General features: G+C 71.5%; 13 protein-coding genes. 7 read left to right on the top strand and 6 right to left on the bottom strand.

Annotated elements, in window-relative coordinates; genetic code table 11:
* Positions 1-115: 115 nt before the first annotated feature.
* Both DVK44_RS17470 and DVK44_RS17465 read right to left on the bottom strand, forming a co-directional pair.
* Positions 116-1,594, bottom strand: coding sequence for a S1 family peptidase (locus DVK44_RS17470; RefSeq protein WP_114660495.1), 1,479 nt, complete (start codon positions 1,592-1,594; stop codon positions 116-118).
* A 154-nt stretch (positions 1,595-1,748) separates the two neighbouring features.
* Positions 1,749-2,258 carry a flavoprotein gene (locus DVK44_RS17465; RefSeq protein ID WP_228447631.1) on the bottom strand — a complete coding sequence of 170 codons (510 nt, stop codon included), beginning with the start codon at positions 2,256-2,258 and terminating at the stop codon, positions 1,749-1,751.
* Between the two features lie 417 nt (positions 2,259-2,675).
* Between DVK44_RS17465 and DVK44_RS36425 the strand changes: the two genes are divergently transcribed.
* The 6 genes from DVK44_RS36425 (at position 2,676) to DVK44_RS17425 (ending at position 10,045) form a co-directional block, all read left to right on the top strand.
* Positions 2,676-4,412, top strand: a complete 1,737-nt coding sequence (locus tag DVK44_RS36425) for an AbfB domain-containing protein (RefSeq protein ID WP_162793895.1) — start codon at positions 2,676-2,678, stop codon at positions 4,410-4,412.
* Positions 4,413-4,613: 201 nt separating this feature from the next.
* Positions 4,614-6,446, top strand: coding sequence for a glycoside hydrolase family 9 protein (locus tag DVK44_RS17445; protein WP_181957476.1), 1,833 nt, complete (start codon positions 4,614-4,616; stop codon positions 6,444-6,446).
* Between the two features lie 435 nt (positions 6,447-6,881).
* Positions 6,882-7,400, top strand: coding sequence for a hypothetical protein (locus tag DVK44_RS17440; RefSeq protein WP_228447214.1), 519 nt, complete (start codon positions 6,882-6,884; stop codon positions 7,398-7,400).
* 34 nt (positions 7,401-7,434) lie between these two features.
* The gene (locus DVK44_RS17435) at positions 7,435-8,046 is read left to right on the top strand and encodes a toxin (RefSeq protein WP_114660492.1); all 612 of its coding nucleotides are present in this window, start codon (positions 7,435-7,437) and stop codon (positions 8,044-8,046) included.
* Between the two features lie 80 nt (positions 8,047-8,126).
* Complete coding sequence (locus DVK44_RS17430; RefSeq protein ID WP_114660491.1) at positions 8,127-9,407, top strand: MAB_1171c family putative transporter; 1,281 nt, start codon at positions 8,127-8,129, stop codon at positions 9,405-9,407.
* Between the two features lie 62 nt (positions 9,408-9,469).
* Positions 9,470-10,045 carry a phosphatase PAP2 family protein gene (locus DVK44_RS17425; protein WP_114665215.1) on the top strand — a complete coding sequence of 192 codons (576 nt, stop codon included), beginning with the start codon at positions 9,470-9,472 and terminating at the stop codon, positions 10,043-10,045.
* Between the two features lie 69 nt (positions 10,046-10,114).
* Here the strand turns inward: DVK44_RS17425 and DVK44_RS17420 are convergent, their stop codons facing one another.
* From DVK44_RS17420 to DVK44_RS17405, 4 genes are all read right to left on the bottom strand, one after another.
* Complete coding sequence (locus DVK44_RS17420) at positions 10,115-11,623, bottom strand: alginate lyase family protein (RefSeq protein ID WP_114665214.1); 1,509 nt, start codon at positions 11,621-11,623, stop codon at positions 10,115-10,117.
* A gap of 177 nt (positions 11,624-11,800) precedes the next feature.
* On the bottom strand, positions 11,801-11,980 hold the full coding sequence (locus DVK44_RS17415; RefSeq protein ID WP_162793580.1) for a hypothetical protein: 180 nt from the start codon (positions 11,978-11,980) through the stop codon (positions 11,801-11,803).
* A gap of 94 nt (positions 11,981-12,074) precedes the next feature.
* Positions 12,075-13,157 (bottom strand): L-idonate 5-dehydrogenase, encoded by a 1,083-nt coding sequence (locus DVK44_RS17410; protein ID WP_114660489.1) that lies wholly within the window; start codon positions 13,155-13,157, stop codon positions 12,075-12,077.
* Between the two features lie 59 nt (positions 13,158-13,216).
* On the bottom strand, positions 13,217-14,008 hold the full coding sequence (locus tag DVK44_RS17405) for an SDR family oxidoreductase (protein ID WP_114660488.1): 792 nt from the start codon (positions 14,006-14,008) through the stop codon (positions 13,217-13,219).
* Between the two features lie 105 nt (positions 14,009-14,113).
* Here DVK44_RS17405 and DVK44_RS17400 point away from each other — a divergent pair, with 105 nt between their 5' ends.
* Entirely contained in the window at positions 14,114-14,932 is an 819-nt protein-coding gene (locus DVK44_RS17400; RefSeq protein ID WP_228447213.1) for an IclR family transcriptional regulator, read from the top strand.
* The last annotated feature ends 1,159 nt before the right edge of the window (positions 14,933-16,091 follow it).

The following is a 16,091-nucleotide window of genomic DNA, read 5'->3' as shown; positions in this document are numbered from 1 at the left end:
CCGCAAGTGGCAGAGACAGTCGCGGTCAGTGGGGCGGGTTTTCGCATTCGTTGAGTTGATCAGGCGTGGGCGCGGGCCGCTGTGACGGAAGCCATACCTCCGGGCGCGGGCCCGATCAGCCCCAGCTCTGCGAGTACTGGTTCCGGTAGCGGTTGCGGCCCACGCGGTCCGACAGGATCCAGTGCGCCGTCATCAGCAGCAGCAGGCTGCCGCCGATGATGATCAGGCCCGGCGCGAGAGCCCGGAAGTCGATGAATCCGGCGATCGTGGTCGTCTCCCCCACGCCACCGCCGACACCCACTCCGCCCCCGATGTTCAGGCCACCCCCGCCCCCGGCGCCGCCCGGGGAGATCCCCGAGGCGGCCGGAGGGGCGGCCGGGCTGGAGGCCGGGGTGTTCGCGGCGGAGCCGTCGCCCGCGCCGCCGTTGGCGCCATTGGCGTTGCCGCCGTCACCGTTGCCGCCGCTGTCCACGATGAGGTTCACCCCGAGGGCCCGCATCGCCGTGGTCAGCGGCTGGAAGAACGTGACACCGCCGGCCGTACAGTCGCCCGTACCGCCCGAGGTGATCCCCAGCGCGATGCCCTGCGAGATCAACGGGCCGCCGCTGTCGCCCGGTTCGGCGCAGACGGTCGTCTGGATCAGGCCGGTGACCGGGCCCTCGCGGTAGTTCACCGTCGCGTTGAGCGCGGTCACCCGCCCGGTGCGCAGCCCGGTCGTACTGCCGCTGCGGAAGACCTGCTGGCCGACGACCGGATCGGCGAGGCCCGTGATCCGTACCGCCTGTCCGTCCCCGATGTTCACCAGGCCGGAGTCGGAGCCCTCGACGCGCGCGCCGTCCCCGGATCCGTACCGTACGAGCGAGTAGTCGTCGCCCGGGAAGCTGCGTTCGATCGTCGTGCCGACCGGGCCGGTGCGCTGCTCGTCCTCGAACCAGTTGGTGCCGACGGGCCCGCAGTGCCCGGCGGTCAGGATGAAGTTCTCCTGGCCCTTGGTCACGTTGAAGCCGGCCGAACAGCGCCCGACGCCGTTGAAGATCGGGGAGGCGCCGTTGGTCCGTGTGGAGAAGGAACCCTCCATGCGCTCCATACGGACGACACCGCCCAGGGTGTCCGCGAGTACGGAGAGCCGGTCCCAGTCGGCGGACGAGACGGACTCGTCGGCGCGTACCACCACCTGGTTGGTCGCGTAATCCACCGACCAGGCGGTACCGGGCACCCGGGGTGCCTCGCCCAACGCCTCGGTGGCCGCTCGTAAGTCGCTCATGCTGAAGCGCATCACCTTGGCCCGCGCGCCCGCCTGCCGTACCTCTTCCGCCGTGTCCTCGTCGGTCACGGCGACGACCGCGCGGCCGTCGTCCGCGATCCAGGTGCCGGCGGTACGTTCGTTGCCGAGCCGCGAGACCAGGCCCGTGCCCAGCTGGGCGGAGGCGGTCTGATCGCCGCCGTTCGCGCCGCCGCCGTCCGCGATCCCGTTCGGGGTACGGCCGTCCGCCTCGCCCGCGACCGCGTTGGAGACCATCAGGCCGCCGCAGATCAGCCCGCCGACGGCCGCGAGTCGCGCGATCCGTCGGAAGGTGCGTCGTGCGTGCCTCATCCGTGGCCCCCAATGCCGTACCGACTCGACGTCACCAGCGCCGGGCCCACGGGAGAAGAGTGAGCCCCCGTTCCATACGTACGGCCGGGCGGTTCGGTTCAACGGGGTTCGGGACGGAGTTCGGGCGGGGACGGATCGGAGCAGTTGAGGTGGGTCAGAGCAGCTTCGGCGGCAGCAGCTCCAGCGCCTCTTCCCAACGGAAGCCGCTCCCCGCGCCGTTCGTCCCGGCCGCGTGCGGTACGTGTGAGCCGACGCGCACCGCCATCGCGTGCAGCCGCTCCAGACTCAGTGCGTACGCGGGATGGGCCGCCTGCGCCCCGTTCACGTACGGCAGTACGGCGATGGGCACGCCGAGTCCGTACGCCTCGCAGACGATGCCCAGGGCGAGCGTGTCGGAGATGCCGGCCGCCCATTTGTTGATGGTGTTGAACGTCGCCGGGGCGACCGCGATCGCGTCCGGCGGCGGCAGCGGCCGGGGTTCGCCGGGGAGCCGCCAGGCCGAGCGGACGGGATAGCCGGTGGTGGCCTCGACGGCGGCGCGGTCGATGAAGCCGAGCGCGTGCGGGGTGGCGACGACGCCGACGTCCCGGCCGTCGGCGTGCGCGGCGTCGATCAGGGTCCCGACATCGCCGGCGTTCCCCGCCGCGCAGACGACGACGTACAGAAACGGCTTCCTGGTGCTCCTGGAGCTGCTGGCGCTCCTGGCCCTGCTGGTGCTCCCGGTGCTCTTGGTCCCGGTGGCCGATTCCGTCGCCGTCCCGGTCGTGCGATCCGTCACGTGAGCCTCCCAACGTCGGTGATCAGCATAGACGTTCGACGCGTTTGTCCTGGATTGGATGGATGACGCCACATTAAATTTGATCGCTTTTCAACGATCCACCGTTGAAACCTTCACGAGAGGGCCACTTAATCCACTACCCTTTCATTAGTCGCAACGCTCGGCGCCCCGGCCCCAGTTGGGCTGTTCCGCGCCCCGATCCCACGCGACCACCACCTTCCTCTTGTGCTCAAGACCGTCACAATCGCGATCCCGATCACGGATCCGCGTACGCCGTTTGGCGACGCTGGAGGCAAACTGCGCATGCCTGAGATGAGCGGTGCCGACCCCACTCGGCCCACGGAGCACGAACAAGCGGACGCGCCGGCGGACAACCTTCCGGCGCCCGCGCATCGTCCCCCCACCAGGAAGGAACTCGCGCTGCCCGCGCAGCCTTCCGGTGCCCACCGGCGCAGCCCCGACCCGTCGGACCTGCTCCTCTTCGCGGCCATGGACGACGCCGCACCGCCCCAGGGGCCGCACGGCCCTGTCCAGGGCGGACACGTACCGGACGGGAACGTACCGGACGGACACGTTCAGGACGGACAACACGTCCAGGACGGGTACGCGGCCGAGGGCGCGTACCCGGACGCGGCCACGACCGTGATTCCGGCCGTGACCGCGGGTCCGCTTCCGGGCGCCCTCCCGGCCCAGGCCCACGCCCAGGCCCCGGTCCCGACGACTCCGCCCCCGGGCGGAGTCCAGGGCCCGGTGCCGGCCACCGGCGGCTGGGTCGCCCCCGGTCCCATACCCGACTCCGGTCCCATACCCGGCTCGGGCTCCGGTCCGGTGTCCGCGTTCGGTACGCGACAGGGTGCCGCGTTCGGTTCGGGGGCCGGATTCGGCTCCGGTGCCGGATTTGGCTCGGGTTCCGGATTCGGTTCCGGTTCCGTCTTCGGCGCCGGCGTCTCGGGCGGCGGAGCCGGTCATGGCTCCGGCCCGGACCCGGACCCCGCCCGCTGGGAGGACCAGCCGGAGCCCACGCCCAGCAAGCTGAGCCATGTACGGAACACGGTGCTGGCCGGTGTCGCGACCCTCGCGGTCGGGATCGGCCTGGCCTTCTTCGCCGCACCGGGGGACCGCAACGCCCACCAGGCGGCCAACCCCCTGTCGGACGGTTCGCTGCCCCAGCCCGGGGGCCTTCGGGCCTTCCCGGCCCAGGGCACGGACACCGAGCCGGGCGATGTCAGCGACACCCCGACCGGCGCGGCCGGCGACTCCGAACTCTCGCAGGTCGACGGCGGGGGCAGCACGCAGACCGGGTCCGCGGGCACGGCGGCGGGCGGCTCCCCGGCCGGCAAGGGCAAGGAGAGCGACAAGAGCGACGGCAAGGGCACGAAGGACGACGACGACGATTCCGATTCGGGCTCCGGTTCCGACTCCGGCTCCGGAACCGACAAGGGTTCGGAGACCGGCAGCGGAACGGACAAGGGCTCGGGCTCGGGTTCCGGCGGCGGCTCCGGTTCCGGCGGTGGCGACTCCGCCCCGCCGCCGGCCGCCTCCCGCCAGCGCGCGATGCAGTCCATCAACTACCCGGACCGCTACTGGCACATCCGCGACGACTTCGCCTTCCTCGACGTCGTCAACCGCGGTGAGGCCACGTACACGGTCATCGACGGCCTCGCGGACTCGGACTGCTACTCCTTCTCCCTCGGCGGCGGACGCTACCTGCGGCACGCCAACTTCCGGCTGCGGGCGAGCACCAACGACGGCTCCACGACGTTCAAGCAGGACGCCACCTTCTGCCCCCGTCCGGCCACGTACGGCGGCGGGAACAACAGCGGCTGGGACGACTTCTGGAACGGCAACTGGGGCGGCAACAACAACAGCAGCAAGAACGACAGCAACCAGACCGTCGGCGAGGACGAGCCGATGAAGCTGGAGTCGTACAACCACCGGGGCCGCTTCATCCGGCACCGCAACTTCCAGCTCTGGCTGGACTCCTACCAGAACTCGAACCTCTACCAGGCGGACACGACGTTCCGCATGGTGAAGAAGTAGACGACGAAGTAGGCAGCGAAAGCACGCAGCGGAAAGCGGCGGGTGGTGACCGATCAGTCACCACCCGCCGCTTTCCGCTGCCGCGTTCATTGACCACCTGACGACCGCGTGCCATTCTCACGGCGCACCACCGACATGGGAGCGCTCCCATCGAGCCACCATCCTGGAGACTCTCAGAGACCACGACGGAAGGCACCCCACATGCCCGCATTCGTCATGCCCGCGCTCGTCTCCGTACTCGCCTCCGCACTCCTCGCCACCGGCGGCCTGACCACCCCCGCGTCAGCGGCCCAGACAGCCCCCATCGCGTCGGCCGCCCCAACCGCCGCCGCGGCCACCGCCGTACGGGTCAACCAGCTCGGCTATCTCCCCGACGGCCCCAAGCGCGCCACCGCCGTCAGCACCGCCACCGCCCCCCTCCTCTGGCAGCTGCGCACCGCGGCCGGCGCCGTCGTCGCGAGCGGGTTCACCACCGTCCGGGGCGCCGACGCCGCCTCCGCGCAGTCCACGCACCAGGCCGACTTCAGCGCGTACCCCGGGACCGGGAGCGGCTTCACCCTGGTCGTCGGCGGGCTGAGCAGCCCTCCGTTCGCCATCCGCGCCGGGCTGTACGACAGCCTGCGCTCGGACGCGCTGTGGTTCTTCTACCAGCAGCGCAGCGGTATCCCCATCGAGGCGTCGCTCGCGGGCGGCGCCGCCTACGCCCGGCCCGCCGGGCATCTCGGCGTCGCACCGAACAAGGGCGACACGTCCGTGCCCTGCCAGGCCGGGGTCTGCGACTACAGCCGTGATGTACGGGGCGGCTGGTACGACGCGGGCGACCATGGCAAGTACGTCGTCAACGGCGGCATCTCCACCTGGCTCCTGGTCAATTCGTTCGAGCGCGCCAAGGCGAAGGGCACGGACGCGGCCGTCGGCGACTCCACCCTCCGTATCCCCGAGCGCGGCAACGGCGTGCCCGACCTCCTCGACGAGGCGCGCTGGGAGCTGGACTTCCTGATGCGGATGCAGGTGCCGACGGGCCGGCCGCTGGCCGGGACGGCGTTCCACAAGATCCACGACGTCAACTGGACTGCCCTGCCCACCCGTCCCGAGCGCGACGCCGAGGTGCGCGAGCTGCACCGCCCCTCCACCGCCGCGACCCTCAACCTGGCCGCCACGGCCGCCCAGTGCGCCCGGGTGTACGCGCCGTACGACGCCGCGTTCGCCGCCCGCTGCCTGGACTCCGCGCGCCGCGCCTGGACGGCGGCCCGCGCCAACCCGAACCTCATCGCCCCGGACTCGGACTCCAACGGCGGTGGCGCGTACGGGGATTCCACGGTCAGCGACGAGTTCTACTGGGCCGCCGCCGAGCTGTACGCGACGACCGGCGAGGCCGCGTACCGCGACGCCGTCACCGCCTCGCCCTGGCACACCTCCTCGGGCGCCCTCACCGCCTTCGGCTTCGGCTGGGCCGACACCGCCGCCCTCGGCCGGCTCACCCTCGCCACCGTCCCCACCGGCCTCCCGGCCGCCGACACCGCCCGGCTGCGCGCCTCGGTGACCACGGCCGCCGACACCCATCTCGCCACCATGGCCGGCCAGGGGTACGCCGTACCGCTGCCGTCCACCGCGTACTACTGGGGCTCCAACGGCCAAGTCGCGGGCAACGCCGTCGTCCTGGGCACCGCGTACGACCTGACCCGGCAGCCGCGCTACCGCGCCGGCGCCATCGAGGCGCTGGACTACCTGCTGGGCCGCAACGCCCTCGGCCAGTCCTACATCAGCGGTTACGGCACCCAAGCGTCCCGGAACCAGCACCACCGCTTCTGGGCGCACCAGGCGGACGCCTCGCTCCCGAACCCGCCGGCCGGGTCGCTCGCGGGCGGCCCCAACTCCGGTCTCCAGGACCCGGTGGCGGCGGAGCGGCTGCGCGGGTGCGCGCCGGCCGCCTGCTACATCGACGACATCGAGTCGTATTCCACGAACGAAGTGGCCGTCAACTGGAACGCCCCGCTGGCCTGGGCGGCCCAATTCGCGGCCGAGCGCCCGTAACGACCGCGCCTCCGAAGCCCGTTCAGGACCGTATGCCGAGGGATCATTTTCAGCCATCCGCAACCGAGAAAATCGACCAATGGGGTCTCTCGGCTTTCCGCCATCACTGACAAGGTGTCATAATGGTTCTCGTAGCCCTTCGTGCATCCCCCGTCGCGAAGGGCTACACCCCTTTCCTCCCGCGCCCCACAAGCCTCTCGCGCCCCTCGCGCGTGAATGCCGGTGCGCTTTCGACGCACTTCCGGCGTGCTCCGACGCACTTTCAGCGCGCGCTTCGCACGGGCAAGGAACTCCCCTCGTGGCTCCTTGCCCGTGTTTTTTTGAGTTAACAGTGACGCAGAGTGTTTCCGCAAGCTCGGCACCGATTCCTGCACCGGACATTCATGGGACGGGTCCGTTAAAGTACGGCGGACCCGGATCGCGGTGGGGGCGTGGATGGACAACGGCGGAGAGCACGCGCCGCAGCTGAAGACGTTGCGGCAGAAGGTCGAGTACATGGTGGAGACGACCTTCCCGGACCAGAAGGTCTCGGGCCGGTTCTTCGCCGACCTGGTCAAGGAGCGCGGCGGCGCCCTCTCCCACAGCTACTTCTCCAACATCCTCGCGGGGAAGGTCACCCACCCCTCGGAGGAGATCCTCCGGGCGCTCGGGCTGGGATTCGGCGTGGACTGGCGCTTCTTCAAGGAGGAGTCCGAGGTCGTCGACGACGTCGTCGCCGGTCTCCAGTTCCTCGCGAAGCGCAGGACCGGCGAGATCAGCGGGGTGGCGGGACGCGGGGTGGACGAGAGCGGACTCCCGCCCGAGCTGCTGCGCTTCGCGATGTCCCTGCTGGAGGAGGCCCAGGCGAAGGGCTCGGGCGGCGGTACGGGTGCCGATGGGGGCACGGGCGCCGGCGGGGGTACGGGCACGGGCGCGGGCCCCGTTACGGGCGCCGGCACGGGCTCCGAGCCGTAGACCGCCACCGCCCCGACCGACCAAGAGGTCCTCGATGTCTCTGCGCGAACTGCGGCGGGAGTGCGAAGCCGGCCTGGCCGACCTCCCCCTCCCCACACCGTTCAGCGTCGCCGGGCTCGTGGCGAACATGGAGGCGGCCCGGGGCCGGACGATCGTGCTGCACGAACTGCCCGACCAGCTGGCCCGCGTGAACGCCGCCTGCGGGCTGCGCCTCGCCTCCGGCTCCACCAGCCTCGTGCTCTACCGGCGCCGCCCGACCGCGTACCAGACCCAGCACGTCATCCTGCACGAGCTGTGCCACGAGTGGTTCGACCACGGCACGACGCTCGACGCGGAGCAACTCTCGCGGCTGCTGCCCGTCTTCGACCCGTCGCTGATCGGCCGGATGCTGTCGACGGACCCGGCGCAGCCCGCGAATGCGGCAGAACCGGCGAACCCGGCGAACCGGCCGACCACGATCCAGGCACGCGCGCAGTACGACACCCACGATGAGCGAGTGGCCGAATTCGGTGCGTCACTCATCCCCCAGATGGTCAGGGACATGTCCACAGATGACATGGTGGGCCGACTGGCCAACTCGCTCTCCCGGCCGGTCGCACGCCGCCGCCGGGGCATCGGTGGCGGCGGCGGCTTCTTCCGCCCGTAAGCCGTACGTCCGTAAGCCCGTACGTCCGTTACGTCCGTTACCAAACCCCGCCACCCCGCCACCCCCCAAGGACCCCACCCGTGAGCGCGCTCGACCTCGCCGGCTACCTCATAGCCGCCCTGATGACCGCCGTCGCCCTCTGGCGCATGCCGGCCGCCCTGTGGGGCGACGAGGACGACAGACGCCGGCGCGCCCTCTGGGGCTGCTACGCCGGATTCGCCATCGCCCTCTGGACCAAGACCAGCGCCGTACGGATCGGGCTCAACAACAGCCCCGTCACCGACCTGGCCGTCCTCATCAAGCACTACACGGCGACCATCGCGATCCTGGCCATCCTCAGCTACATCGTCGCCATCTACGGCCAGTACCCGACCGACGGCGACATCCCCCGGCACGTACGGTTCGCCCGCCGCGTCCAGCGTCTCGCGGCCCGGACCGCCGTCGCCACACTCGCCCTGCTGACCGCGCTGTTCTTCACGGTGGTCGACCGCTCCGTCCCCTCGGACCGCTTTGTCTCCGATCACGCGGGCGAGTGGGGCGCCACGCTCTACATGAGCGTCTTCTACCTCTACCTGGGCGCGGCGTCGGCCGTCTGCGCGTACCAGTGGGCGCTGGCCACCGCCGGGGCCACCCGCCGCCATCTGCGGGTGGGGCTGGGCATGATGACGTTCGCGATGTTCATCGGCGTCGGCTACACCGTCAGCCGGACGCTCTTCATGTGGATCAGCGTGGTCGACACCCCGAGCGAGCACTTCGCGCTCCGCTTCGACCAGATCACCGAGGCCGCTCAGCTCGTCCTCTTCGCCTTCTTCGCGCTCGGCGCCTCCCTTCCCGCCTTCAGTACGGGCTGGCGCCGGCTGAAGCTGCGCCGGGCGCAGGCGCGGCTGCACCCGCTGTGGCACGAGCTGATGACGGCCTTCCCCGACCAGCCCTTCGAACCGCCGAGGTCGCTGGCGCGCGAACTCACCCGCTTCGACACCCCGGTGGACCTGCGGATCGACCGGTGGGCCGCCGACATCGCGGACGCGGTGGAGAAGCTGCGGCACTACGTACCGGACGGCCTCGTCCCGGCGGCCAAGGAGGCTGCCGCCGCCGCTGCGGCCGACGGCCCGGGTGCGTCGGGCGAGGGGCCGCTGGCCGACGCGTACTGGATCAAGTCCGCCCTGGCCGCGAAGAACGGCGGCGCGCCGGCGGGCGGCGCGGCGGCCATCGAGGCGAACCACGCCACCGACCAGGACGGCGAAGTGGCCTGGCTGGTACGGGTGGCGAGCGCGTACCGGACGATCACCGACGACCGGGTGCGGGACGTACTGAATACCCTGGAGACTCTGAAGACCGGGGGCAAGGAGAGGACAGCGTGAGCAGGGTCGACACGAAGGTAGAGGCGGATACGGAGGCGGATGCGGATACGGACGCGGAGGCCGTGAGTCCCCGTCTCACCGCCGCCCGTACGGTCACCAACGTCTTCCAGCCGCGCAATCTCCTGCTGGTCTGCATGCCCGGCGTCGGCTGGGCGGCGGCGGGCGACTGGACCGGGCTGCCGTGGGGCTTGCTCGCCGCCCTGTGCGCCGGGCTGATCCCCGCCGGCTACATCGAATGGCGGCGGAAGCGGGGCGCCTGGGGCGACCGGCACGTCGTCGACCGTACGAAGCGGGCGCCGATCTTCCTCGTCATCCTCGGCTCCATCGGCACCGGGTCCCTGATCATGGTCCTCGGCGGCGCGCCGGCCGGCATCCTCGCGGCGATGCTCGGGCTGTGGGCGATGACGGTCGGCCTGCTGGCCGTCAACACCGTGTGGAAGATCTCGGTGGACGCGACCGTCGGCTCGGGCGTCGTGGCACTGCTCGCCGCCGCGCACTCGCCCTGGTGGCTGCTCGGGTACGCGATGACGCTGGCGGTGTGCTGGTCACGGGTGGCGCTGAAGTACCACACGGTCGCGCAGACGGTGGCGGGCACGGGACTGGGGGCGGCTTCGGCGGCGGCGTTCCTGTTCGTATGACGCGGCGGCCCGTGGGCGCGCCGTGCTCCCCGACCGGCGGCCGGGGAGCACGGCGACGGCGTTACGGCGTTACGCGCCCCGGCCCGCGCGGCGCCTGCTGATCAGGAGGAACCCGCCGGTGAGGGCGGCCCCGGCGGTGATGAGGGCCGTCGCGATACCGCTGGCGCCGGTGGCGGCGAGGTCTTCGCCGATGCCGCTTTGGGGCGAGGCGGTGGATGACGGGGTGGATGACTCGGTCGGGGTCGGGGTCTCGGCCGGGGTCGGGGCCGCGCCCGTACCCGTACCGGAGCCGGAGCCGGAGCCGGATCCTGCGCCTGATCCTGAGTCGACGCCGGAGACCGCGCCCGTACCCGTACTCCCGCTCGCTGCCGGGGCTGCCGCCGGGGCCGCGTCCCTGGTGAACGCCAGTGTGCCGAAGCCCAGATGGTCGAAGCCGCCGCCCCCGAAGCCGTAGTCCCCGCCGCCGCCCTCGGGCCGTACCTGGGCGTTGATGGCGGTCACGTACGGCGCGGCCAGCCCTCGGCGCTTCACGTAGTGGTTGTGGATGCCCTCCCAGATCGGCCGGACCTGCCCCCGGCCCGCCCCGGACGCGGCCGTGAACGTCTCCGTACCCGACCACTTGCCGGGCGCGCCCTTCCGCCAGGTGTACGGGCTGAACGGGACGGACTCGCCGAGGTTCCACTTGGCGACGTACTCGGCGCCCTTGAGGAAGCGGTTGTCGTCGTGCCCGTACAGGTCGATGCCCTGGTTCCAGGCCATCTCGCAGATGGTGGCGGCCAGTCCGATGCCCAGCAGCGCGTGCCCCTGGTCGCGGCCGGCCTCGATCCACTGGCCGAGGCCGCCGGGGTGGATGACGGAGATGGCGTTCTTGAGGGAGCCGTTGCCCTCGCCGGACTTGAAGTAGGTGACGGCCTGGTCGACCTTGGCGCGGTCGTCGCAGAGGATGCCGATGGCGAGGACGGAGGCGATGCTCACCAGGTCCCAGTTGGGCCAGTAGTTGGTGATGAAGGCGTCGTTGTGGTGTGTCAGGAAGGAGTCGTTCATCGGGTAGAAGACGGTCAGCATCATCTTCTGGAAGCGGGCGAGGTCGAAACCCTCGTAACCGCGCATGATCTCGGCGGCGTTGGCGAACTGGTAGCCGTGGATACCGGCCGCCAGGAACCGGTCGGCGTTCCCGTCGAGGGTGGTGAGCGACGCCGACCAGGTGTTGAGGATGTCCCGGGCGGTGTCCGCGTGGGCGGTGTCGCCGGTGACCTTCCAGCGCAGCGCGTTCTGGTAGGCGGCGTGCACATCGAGGTAGAACTGCGCGACGTTGTCGCCCTCCCCGCCGCGTACGACCCGCTCCAGCGGGCGCGCCCGCCAGGAACTCTGCGCGCGGCCGTTGCGTACGAGCTTGTTGAACCCGGCGAGGTACGGCTCCGCGCCCGCCTTCACCTTGGCCGCCATCCGGTCGAAGTCGGCCTGGGTGTGCAGCAGTCCGGGGTGCGCGAAGGCGGGTGCGGCTGGCGCGACAGGCGCGGCGGCGGCCGGGGTGACCGCGCCCCCGAGCGCGCCCGTGCCAGCCCCCACCACACCCATCGCACCGGCGGCCCGCAACGCGGTGCGCCGGCTGATGGTCCGCGCGTCGGTCTTCGCGCTGTGCCTCGCGCTGCTCTTCTGACCCGTCTGACTCACTGAATCGCTCCTGTCGGAATCCGCCTCTGCACACAGGAGACGGAGCCGACGGCCGCCGATCACAGAAACCGGTACCTCAATTCAGCTGGACCTTCGGCTCCAGCCGTCCCGTACCGGCGTGGCCAGCGCGCGCAGGCCGAGCTGGAGGTAGGCGTCCTCGTGCTTGCTCCAGCCCGTGTCGTAGCGGAGGGGGCCGCCGAACATGAGCTGCTCGGGGTCGGAGACGGGGGGAGGGGGTGTGTTGCGCGGTCTTGTCCACACCGGCACCACACCCCGCCACACCCCGCCACACCCCGCCACACCCCGCCACACCCCACCGCACCCCACCCCGCACCCCCGCCACGGCGTACGCGTCCTACTCGGCGGCGTCGACCGCCACCAGGTCCAGCAGCACCTTGGACGCGCGCGAGCGGTCCCCCGCCAGCTCGAACGCCTCGGTGGCCCGCGCCAGCGGGAAGGTGTGGGTGATCACCGGGTCGACGTCGATACCGTCCGCGAGCAGGGCGAGCGCGTCGTCGAAGTCCGCGTCGAAGCGGAAGGAACCGCGCAGCTGGATCTCGCGTGTGACGACGACGTTCCCCGGGAAGCCAATCTCCCCGGGCGGCAGCAGCCCCAGCAGGACGACAGTGCCACCGCGCCGTACCAGCTCCACGCAGGTACGGAGCCCGGCCGGCGCGCCGGACGCCTCGATCGCGAGGTCGGCGTCCTGCGCGCGCTCCTGCTCCTCGGGGCGGTCGGCGCGTACGGTCGCGGTGGCGCCGACCCGGGTGGCCAGGGCGAGCGGCTCGTCGAGGAGATCGCTGACGATGATCTCGGCGGCGCCGAAGTGCCGCAGCACCGCGACGACCAGCAGCCCGATGGGCCCGGCGCCGGTGACCAGCACCCGCTTGCCGGCCACGTCGCCCGCGCGGCGTACGGCGTGCAGCGCGACGGAGAGCGGCTCGGCGAGTACGGCGCGCCGCTCGGTCAGCCCCTCGGGCAGGGCGCGCACCTGGTCGGCGCGGACGACGACACCCTGGGCGAAACCGCCCTGGACGTGCGGCATACGGGCGGCGCTGCCCAGGTAGCGGGCGTTGGCGCAGATGTTGCGGCGGCCCTCGGCGCACTCGCGGCAGTTGTCGCAGGGGGTGGCGGGGTGGATGGCGACGGGCGTACCGACGGCGAGCGCGCCCGTACCCGTACCCGTACCCGTACCGCTGTCTGCCTGCGCGTCCGTACCCGTACCGAGCGCGGAGACCCGGCCGACGACCTCGTGGCCGAGCACCATGGGCTCCTGGAGCCGGAAGTCACCGACCGCGCCACGGTGGTAGTAGTGCAGGTCGGAGCCGCAGACCCCGCCGTACGAGATGGCGACGGCGATCTCGCCGGGGCCGGGGGCACCGGGGTCGCGGTCTTCGACCCGCAGGTCCTTGGCACCGTGGGCAACGCATGCGCGCATAGGAGAAGCCTCCGTGTCTTGTGGGTGGTTGCGGGTCACAGAACAGGTCACAGAACAGGTCACAGAACGGACGTCATGCCGCCGTCGACGTACAGGATCTGTCCGTTGACGAAGTCGGAGGCGGCGGAGGAGAGGAAGACCAGCGCGCCGACGAGGTCCTCGACCTCGCCCCAGCGCCCGGCCGGGGTACGGCCGCGTACCCAGGAGCTGAACTCCTCGTCCGCGACGAGCGCGGAGGTCAGTTCCGTACGGAAGTAGCCGGGGCCGAGCGCGTTGACCTGGATGCCGGAGGGGCCGAGGTCCGCGCACATGCCCTTGGTGAGCATCTTGAGCCCGCCCTTGGTCGCGGCGTACGGGGCAATGCCGGGGCGCACGACCTCGCTCTGGAGCGAGCAGACGTTGACGATCTTGCCGTGGCCGCGCGGCATCATCCGGCGGGCGACCTCGCGGCCGACGAGGAAGGCGCTGGTGAGGTTGGTGTCCAGCAGCCGGTACCAGTCGTCGTCAGCGAACTCCGCGAGGGGCGCGCGGTGCTGTGCGCCGGTGTTGTTGACGAGGATGTCGATGGGCCCGGCGCGGTCCTCGACGCGGGCGATGCCGTCGACGACGGCGGCGGGCACGGTGACGTCGAACGCCTCGGCGAGCACGGTGCCGCCGGCACCGGCGGCCTCGGCGACCTCGGTCAGCTCCAGCCGGGTGCGTTCGAGCGCGGCGGCGTCACGGCCGTTGAGCACGACGGTGCACCCGGCCTCCAGGAGCCCCTGGGCGAGGGCGCGGCCGATGCCCCGGCTGGAGCCGGTGACGAGGGCGACGCGCCCCTCGATAGAGAAAAGCGGATGACCGTGCCCCATGCCGGAAGCTCCATTCTTTCCACTGAGTGGAAAAGTAATCCATTCAATGGAAACATGGTTGGCATCTGGGGCAGCGGATGTCAACCACTGAGGTAATTTGTCGGCGTGCAGACCAACGACGACAGGAGCGACACGGAGACCACCGGCGACGCAGCGGCCGGAGTCCCGGCGGTCCCGGCGGACGTCGTGGGCCGGGCGATGCGCCTCCTGGTCCTGGTGGGCGAGCACCCGCACGGGATCACACTGTCGGAGCTGGCCCGGGAGAGCGGCGTACCGGTCAGCACGTCCCACCGGCTGGTCAACTCGCTCTGCCGGGAGGGCCTCGTCGACTTCGACCCGAGCGGCAAGCGCTACCGCCCCGGCCTGCGCCTCTTCCAGCTCGGCCAACAGGCGGGCCTGGCCTACGGTTTCGCCGGAACGGCCCTGCCGGTCATGCAGCGGGTCACGGACCGGACGGAGGAGGCGACACTGCTGTCCGTCCTGGACGGCACCCGCCATCTGTACGTCCACTACGTGGACGGCCCACTGCCGGTAGGCGTACGCAGCGAACCGGGCCGGCACGGCCCCCTGCACTGCACGTCGATGGGGAAGGTACTGATGGCCTTCGCGCCGGAGGAGGTACGGACCGACCTGCTGGCCCGCGTCGACCTCACCCCGTACGGCCCGAACAGCATCACGGACCGCGCCGTCCTGCGCGAGGCGGTACGCCTGGCCCGGGAGAACGGCTACGCCACCGCCGACGAGGAACACCACGCGGGCCTGCGCGCCGTAGCCGTCCCCGTCCTACGCCCCGACGGCACAGTCTTCGCCGCCCTCTCCACCGCAGCCCCCGCCTTCCGCCGCACCCTGCCCGACCTGATCGCCCTGGTCCCCCTACTCCAATCAGCAGCAACAGAACTGGGCGCACGCTTGCCGACAAGGTGAGGGCGGCGGGCGGGGGAGTGGGCCCTGCGGGGCGCGCGGCAGAGGGATTGGGGCTGCCGGGCTGGCCTCGGCGGCTGACGGCCGCCGGTTGGGCGACTCATGCCCCGCTGGTCACCGTCGCGCTGTCGGGTGCGGCTCAGAGCGGAACTCTGTCGGGGGTGGGTCGGTGGCGGAGGTTGTCGGGCGTGGGGCCGCCCCTCCAGCCTTTGAGTGTCGCGCTTCCGGGCCGGGAGTCAAGGGCGCTCCTCCGTCGCGTCGGCTACGCCGATTCCGCTGCGCTCCACCCTTGACACCCGTCCCTCCAGCGCAAGTGCGGGTGCGGGAGGGGCGGCCGGGGGGAGGGGGGCCCAAGAGGTGGTGCCGTTCTGCCACTCGGCTCAGGGGCTGGCAGGCGGGTGGGCCCTGCGGGGCTGCGCGACAGAGGAATGGGGTGACTCGGCACCGGCTCAGCGGCTGACGGTCCGCTGTTTGCTGAGACTCAAGCCCCGCTGGTCACCGTCGCACTGTGGTGCCCGGAAGGCGGACGGGTTCTGCGGCGCGGCCGGGTCTGCGGGCCACCCTCCTGCCGATCTGCCCCATATGGGGCGGTTTGGAAGCCCATTGGGGGTCTTCTCGGGCGGCACATGTGTCCTCAGGTGCGTTAGGAGCACTCCACGACGCATAGACGGCCTTCAGGGGCCCACTTGTTGTCACACACGTCCCCGAAACCCCACAACCCACACAACGGCGCCCAGCGGGGCTTGAGTTTCAGCAAACAACGGACGGTCGGCCGCCGAGCCGGTGTCGGACCACCCCACTCCTCTGCCGCGCAGCCCCGCAGGGCCCACCCGCCCGCCGGACCCTGAGCCGAGTGGCAGAACGGCACCACCTCCTGGGCCCCCCTTCCCCCCCGGCCGCCCCTCCCGCACCCGCACTTGCGCTGGAGGGACGGGTGTCAAGGGTGGAGCGCAGCGGAATCGGCGTAGCCGACGCGACTTTAGGAGCGCCCTTGACTCCCGGCCCGCAAGCGCGACACTCAAAGGCTGGAGGGGCGGCCCCACACCCAACAACCCCCGCCACCGGCACACCCCACTCAACGCCGCTCTAACCCGCACCCGACAACCCCACGCCCCCCGCACCCACGCTAAAAACGTACAAGACTCCCGCCCGTCGCCCGGGC

Source organism: Streptomyces paludis (assembly GCF_003344965.1).
In the GTDB taxonomy this organism is placed as follows: domain Bacteria; phylum Actinomycetota; class Actinomycetes; order Streptomycetales; family Streptomycetaceae; genus Streptomyces; species Streptomyces paludis.
The sequence above is the reverse complement of the archived record's forward strand: the minus strand, read 5'-3'. Positions and strand labels throughout refer to the sequence as shown.

Excerpts from the sequence above, each read along its gene's own strand:
- DVK44_RS17470 (WP_114660495.1), bottom strand. The coding sequence starts at position 1,594 with ATGAGGCACGCACGACGCACCTTCCGACGGATCGCGCGACTCGCGGCC.
- DVK44_RS36425 (WP_162793895.1), top strand. The coding sequence starts at position 2,676 with ATGCCTGAGATGAGCGGTGCCGACCCCACTCGGCCCACGGAGCACGAA.
- DVK44_RS17445 (WP_181957476.1), top strand. The coding sequence starts at position 4,614 with ATGCCCGCATTCGTCATGCCCGCGCTCGTCTCCGTACTCGCCTCCGCA.
- DVK44_RS17440 (WP_228447214.1), top strand. The coding sequence starts at position 6,882 with ATGGACAACGGCGGAGAGCACGCGCCGCAGCTGAAGACGTTGCGGCAG.
- DVK44_RS17435 (WP_114660492.1), top strand. The coding sequence starts at position 7,435 with ATGTCTCTGCGCGAACTGCGGCGGGAGTGCGAAGCCGGCCTGGCCGAC.
- DVK44_RS17420 (WP_114665214.1), bottom strand. The coding sequence starts at position 11,623 with ATGGGTGTGGTGGGGGCTGGCACGGGCGCGCTCGGGGGCGCGGTCACC.
- DVK44_RS17410 (WP_114660489.1), bottom strand. The coding sequence starts at position 13,157 with ATGCGCGCATGCGTTGCCCACGGTGCCAAGGACCTGCGGGTCGAAGAC.
- DVK44_RS17405 (WP_114660488.1), bottom strand. The coding sequence starts at position 14,008 with ATGGGGCACGGTCATCCGCTTTTCTCTATCGAGGGGCGCGTCGCCCTC.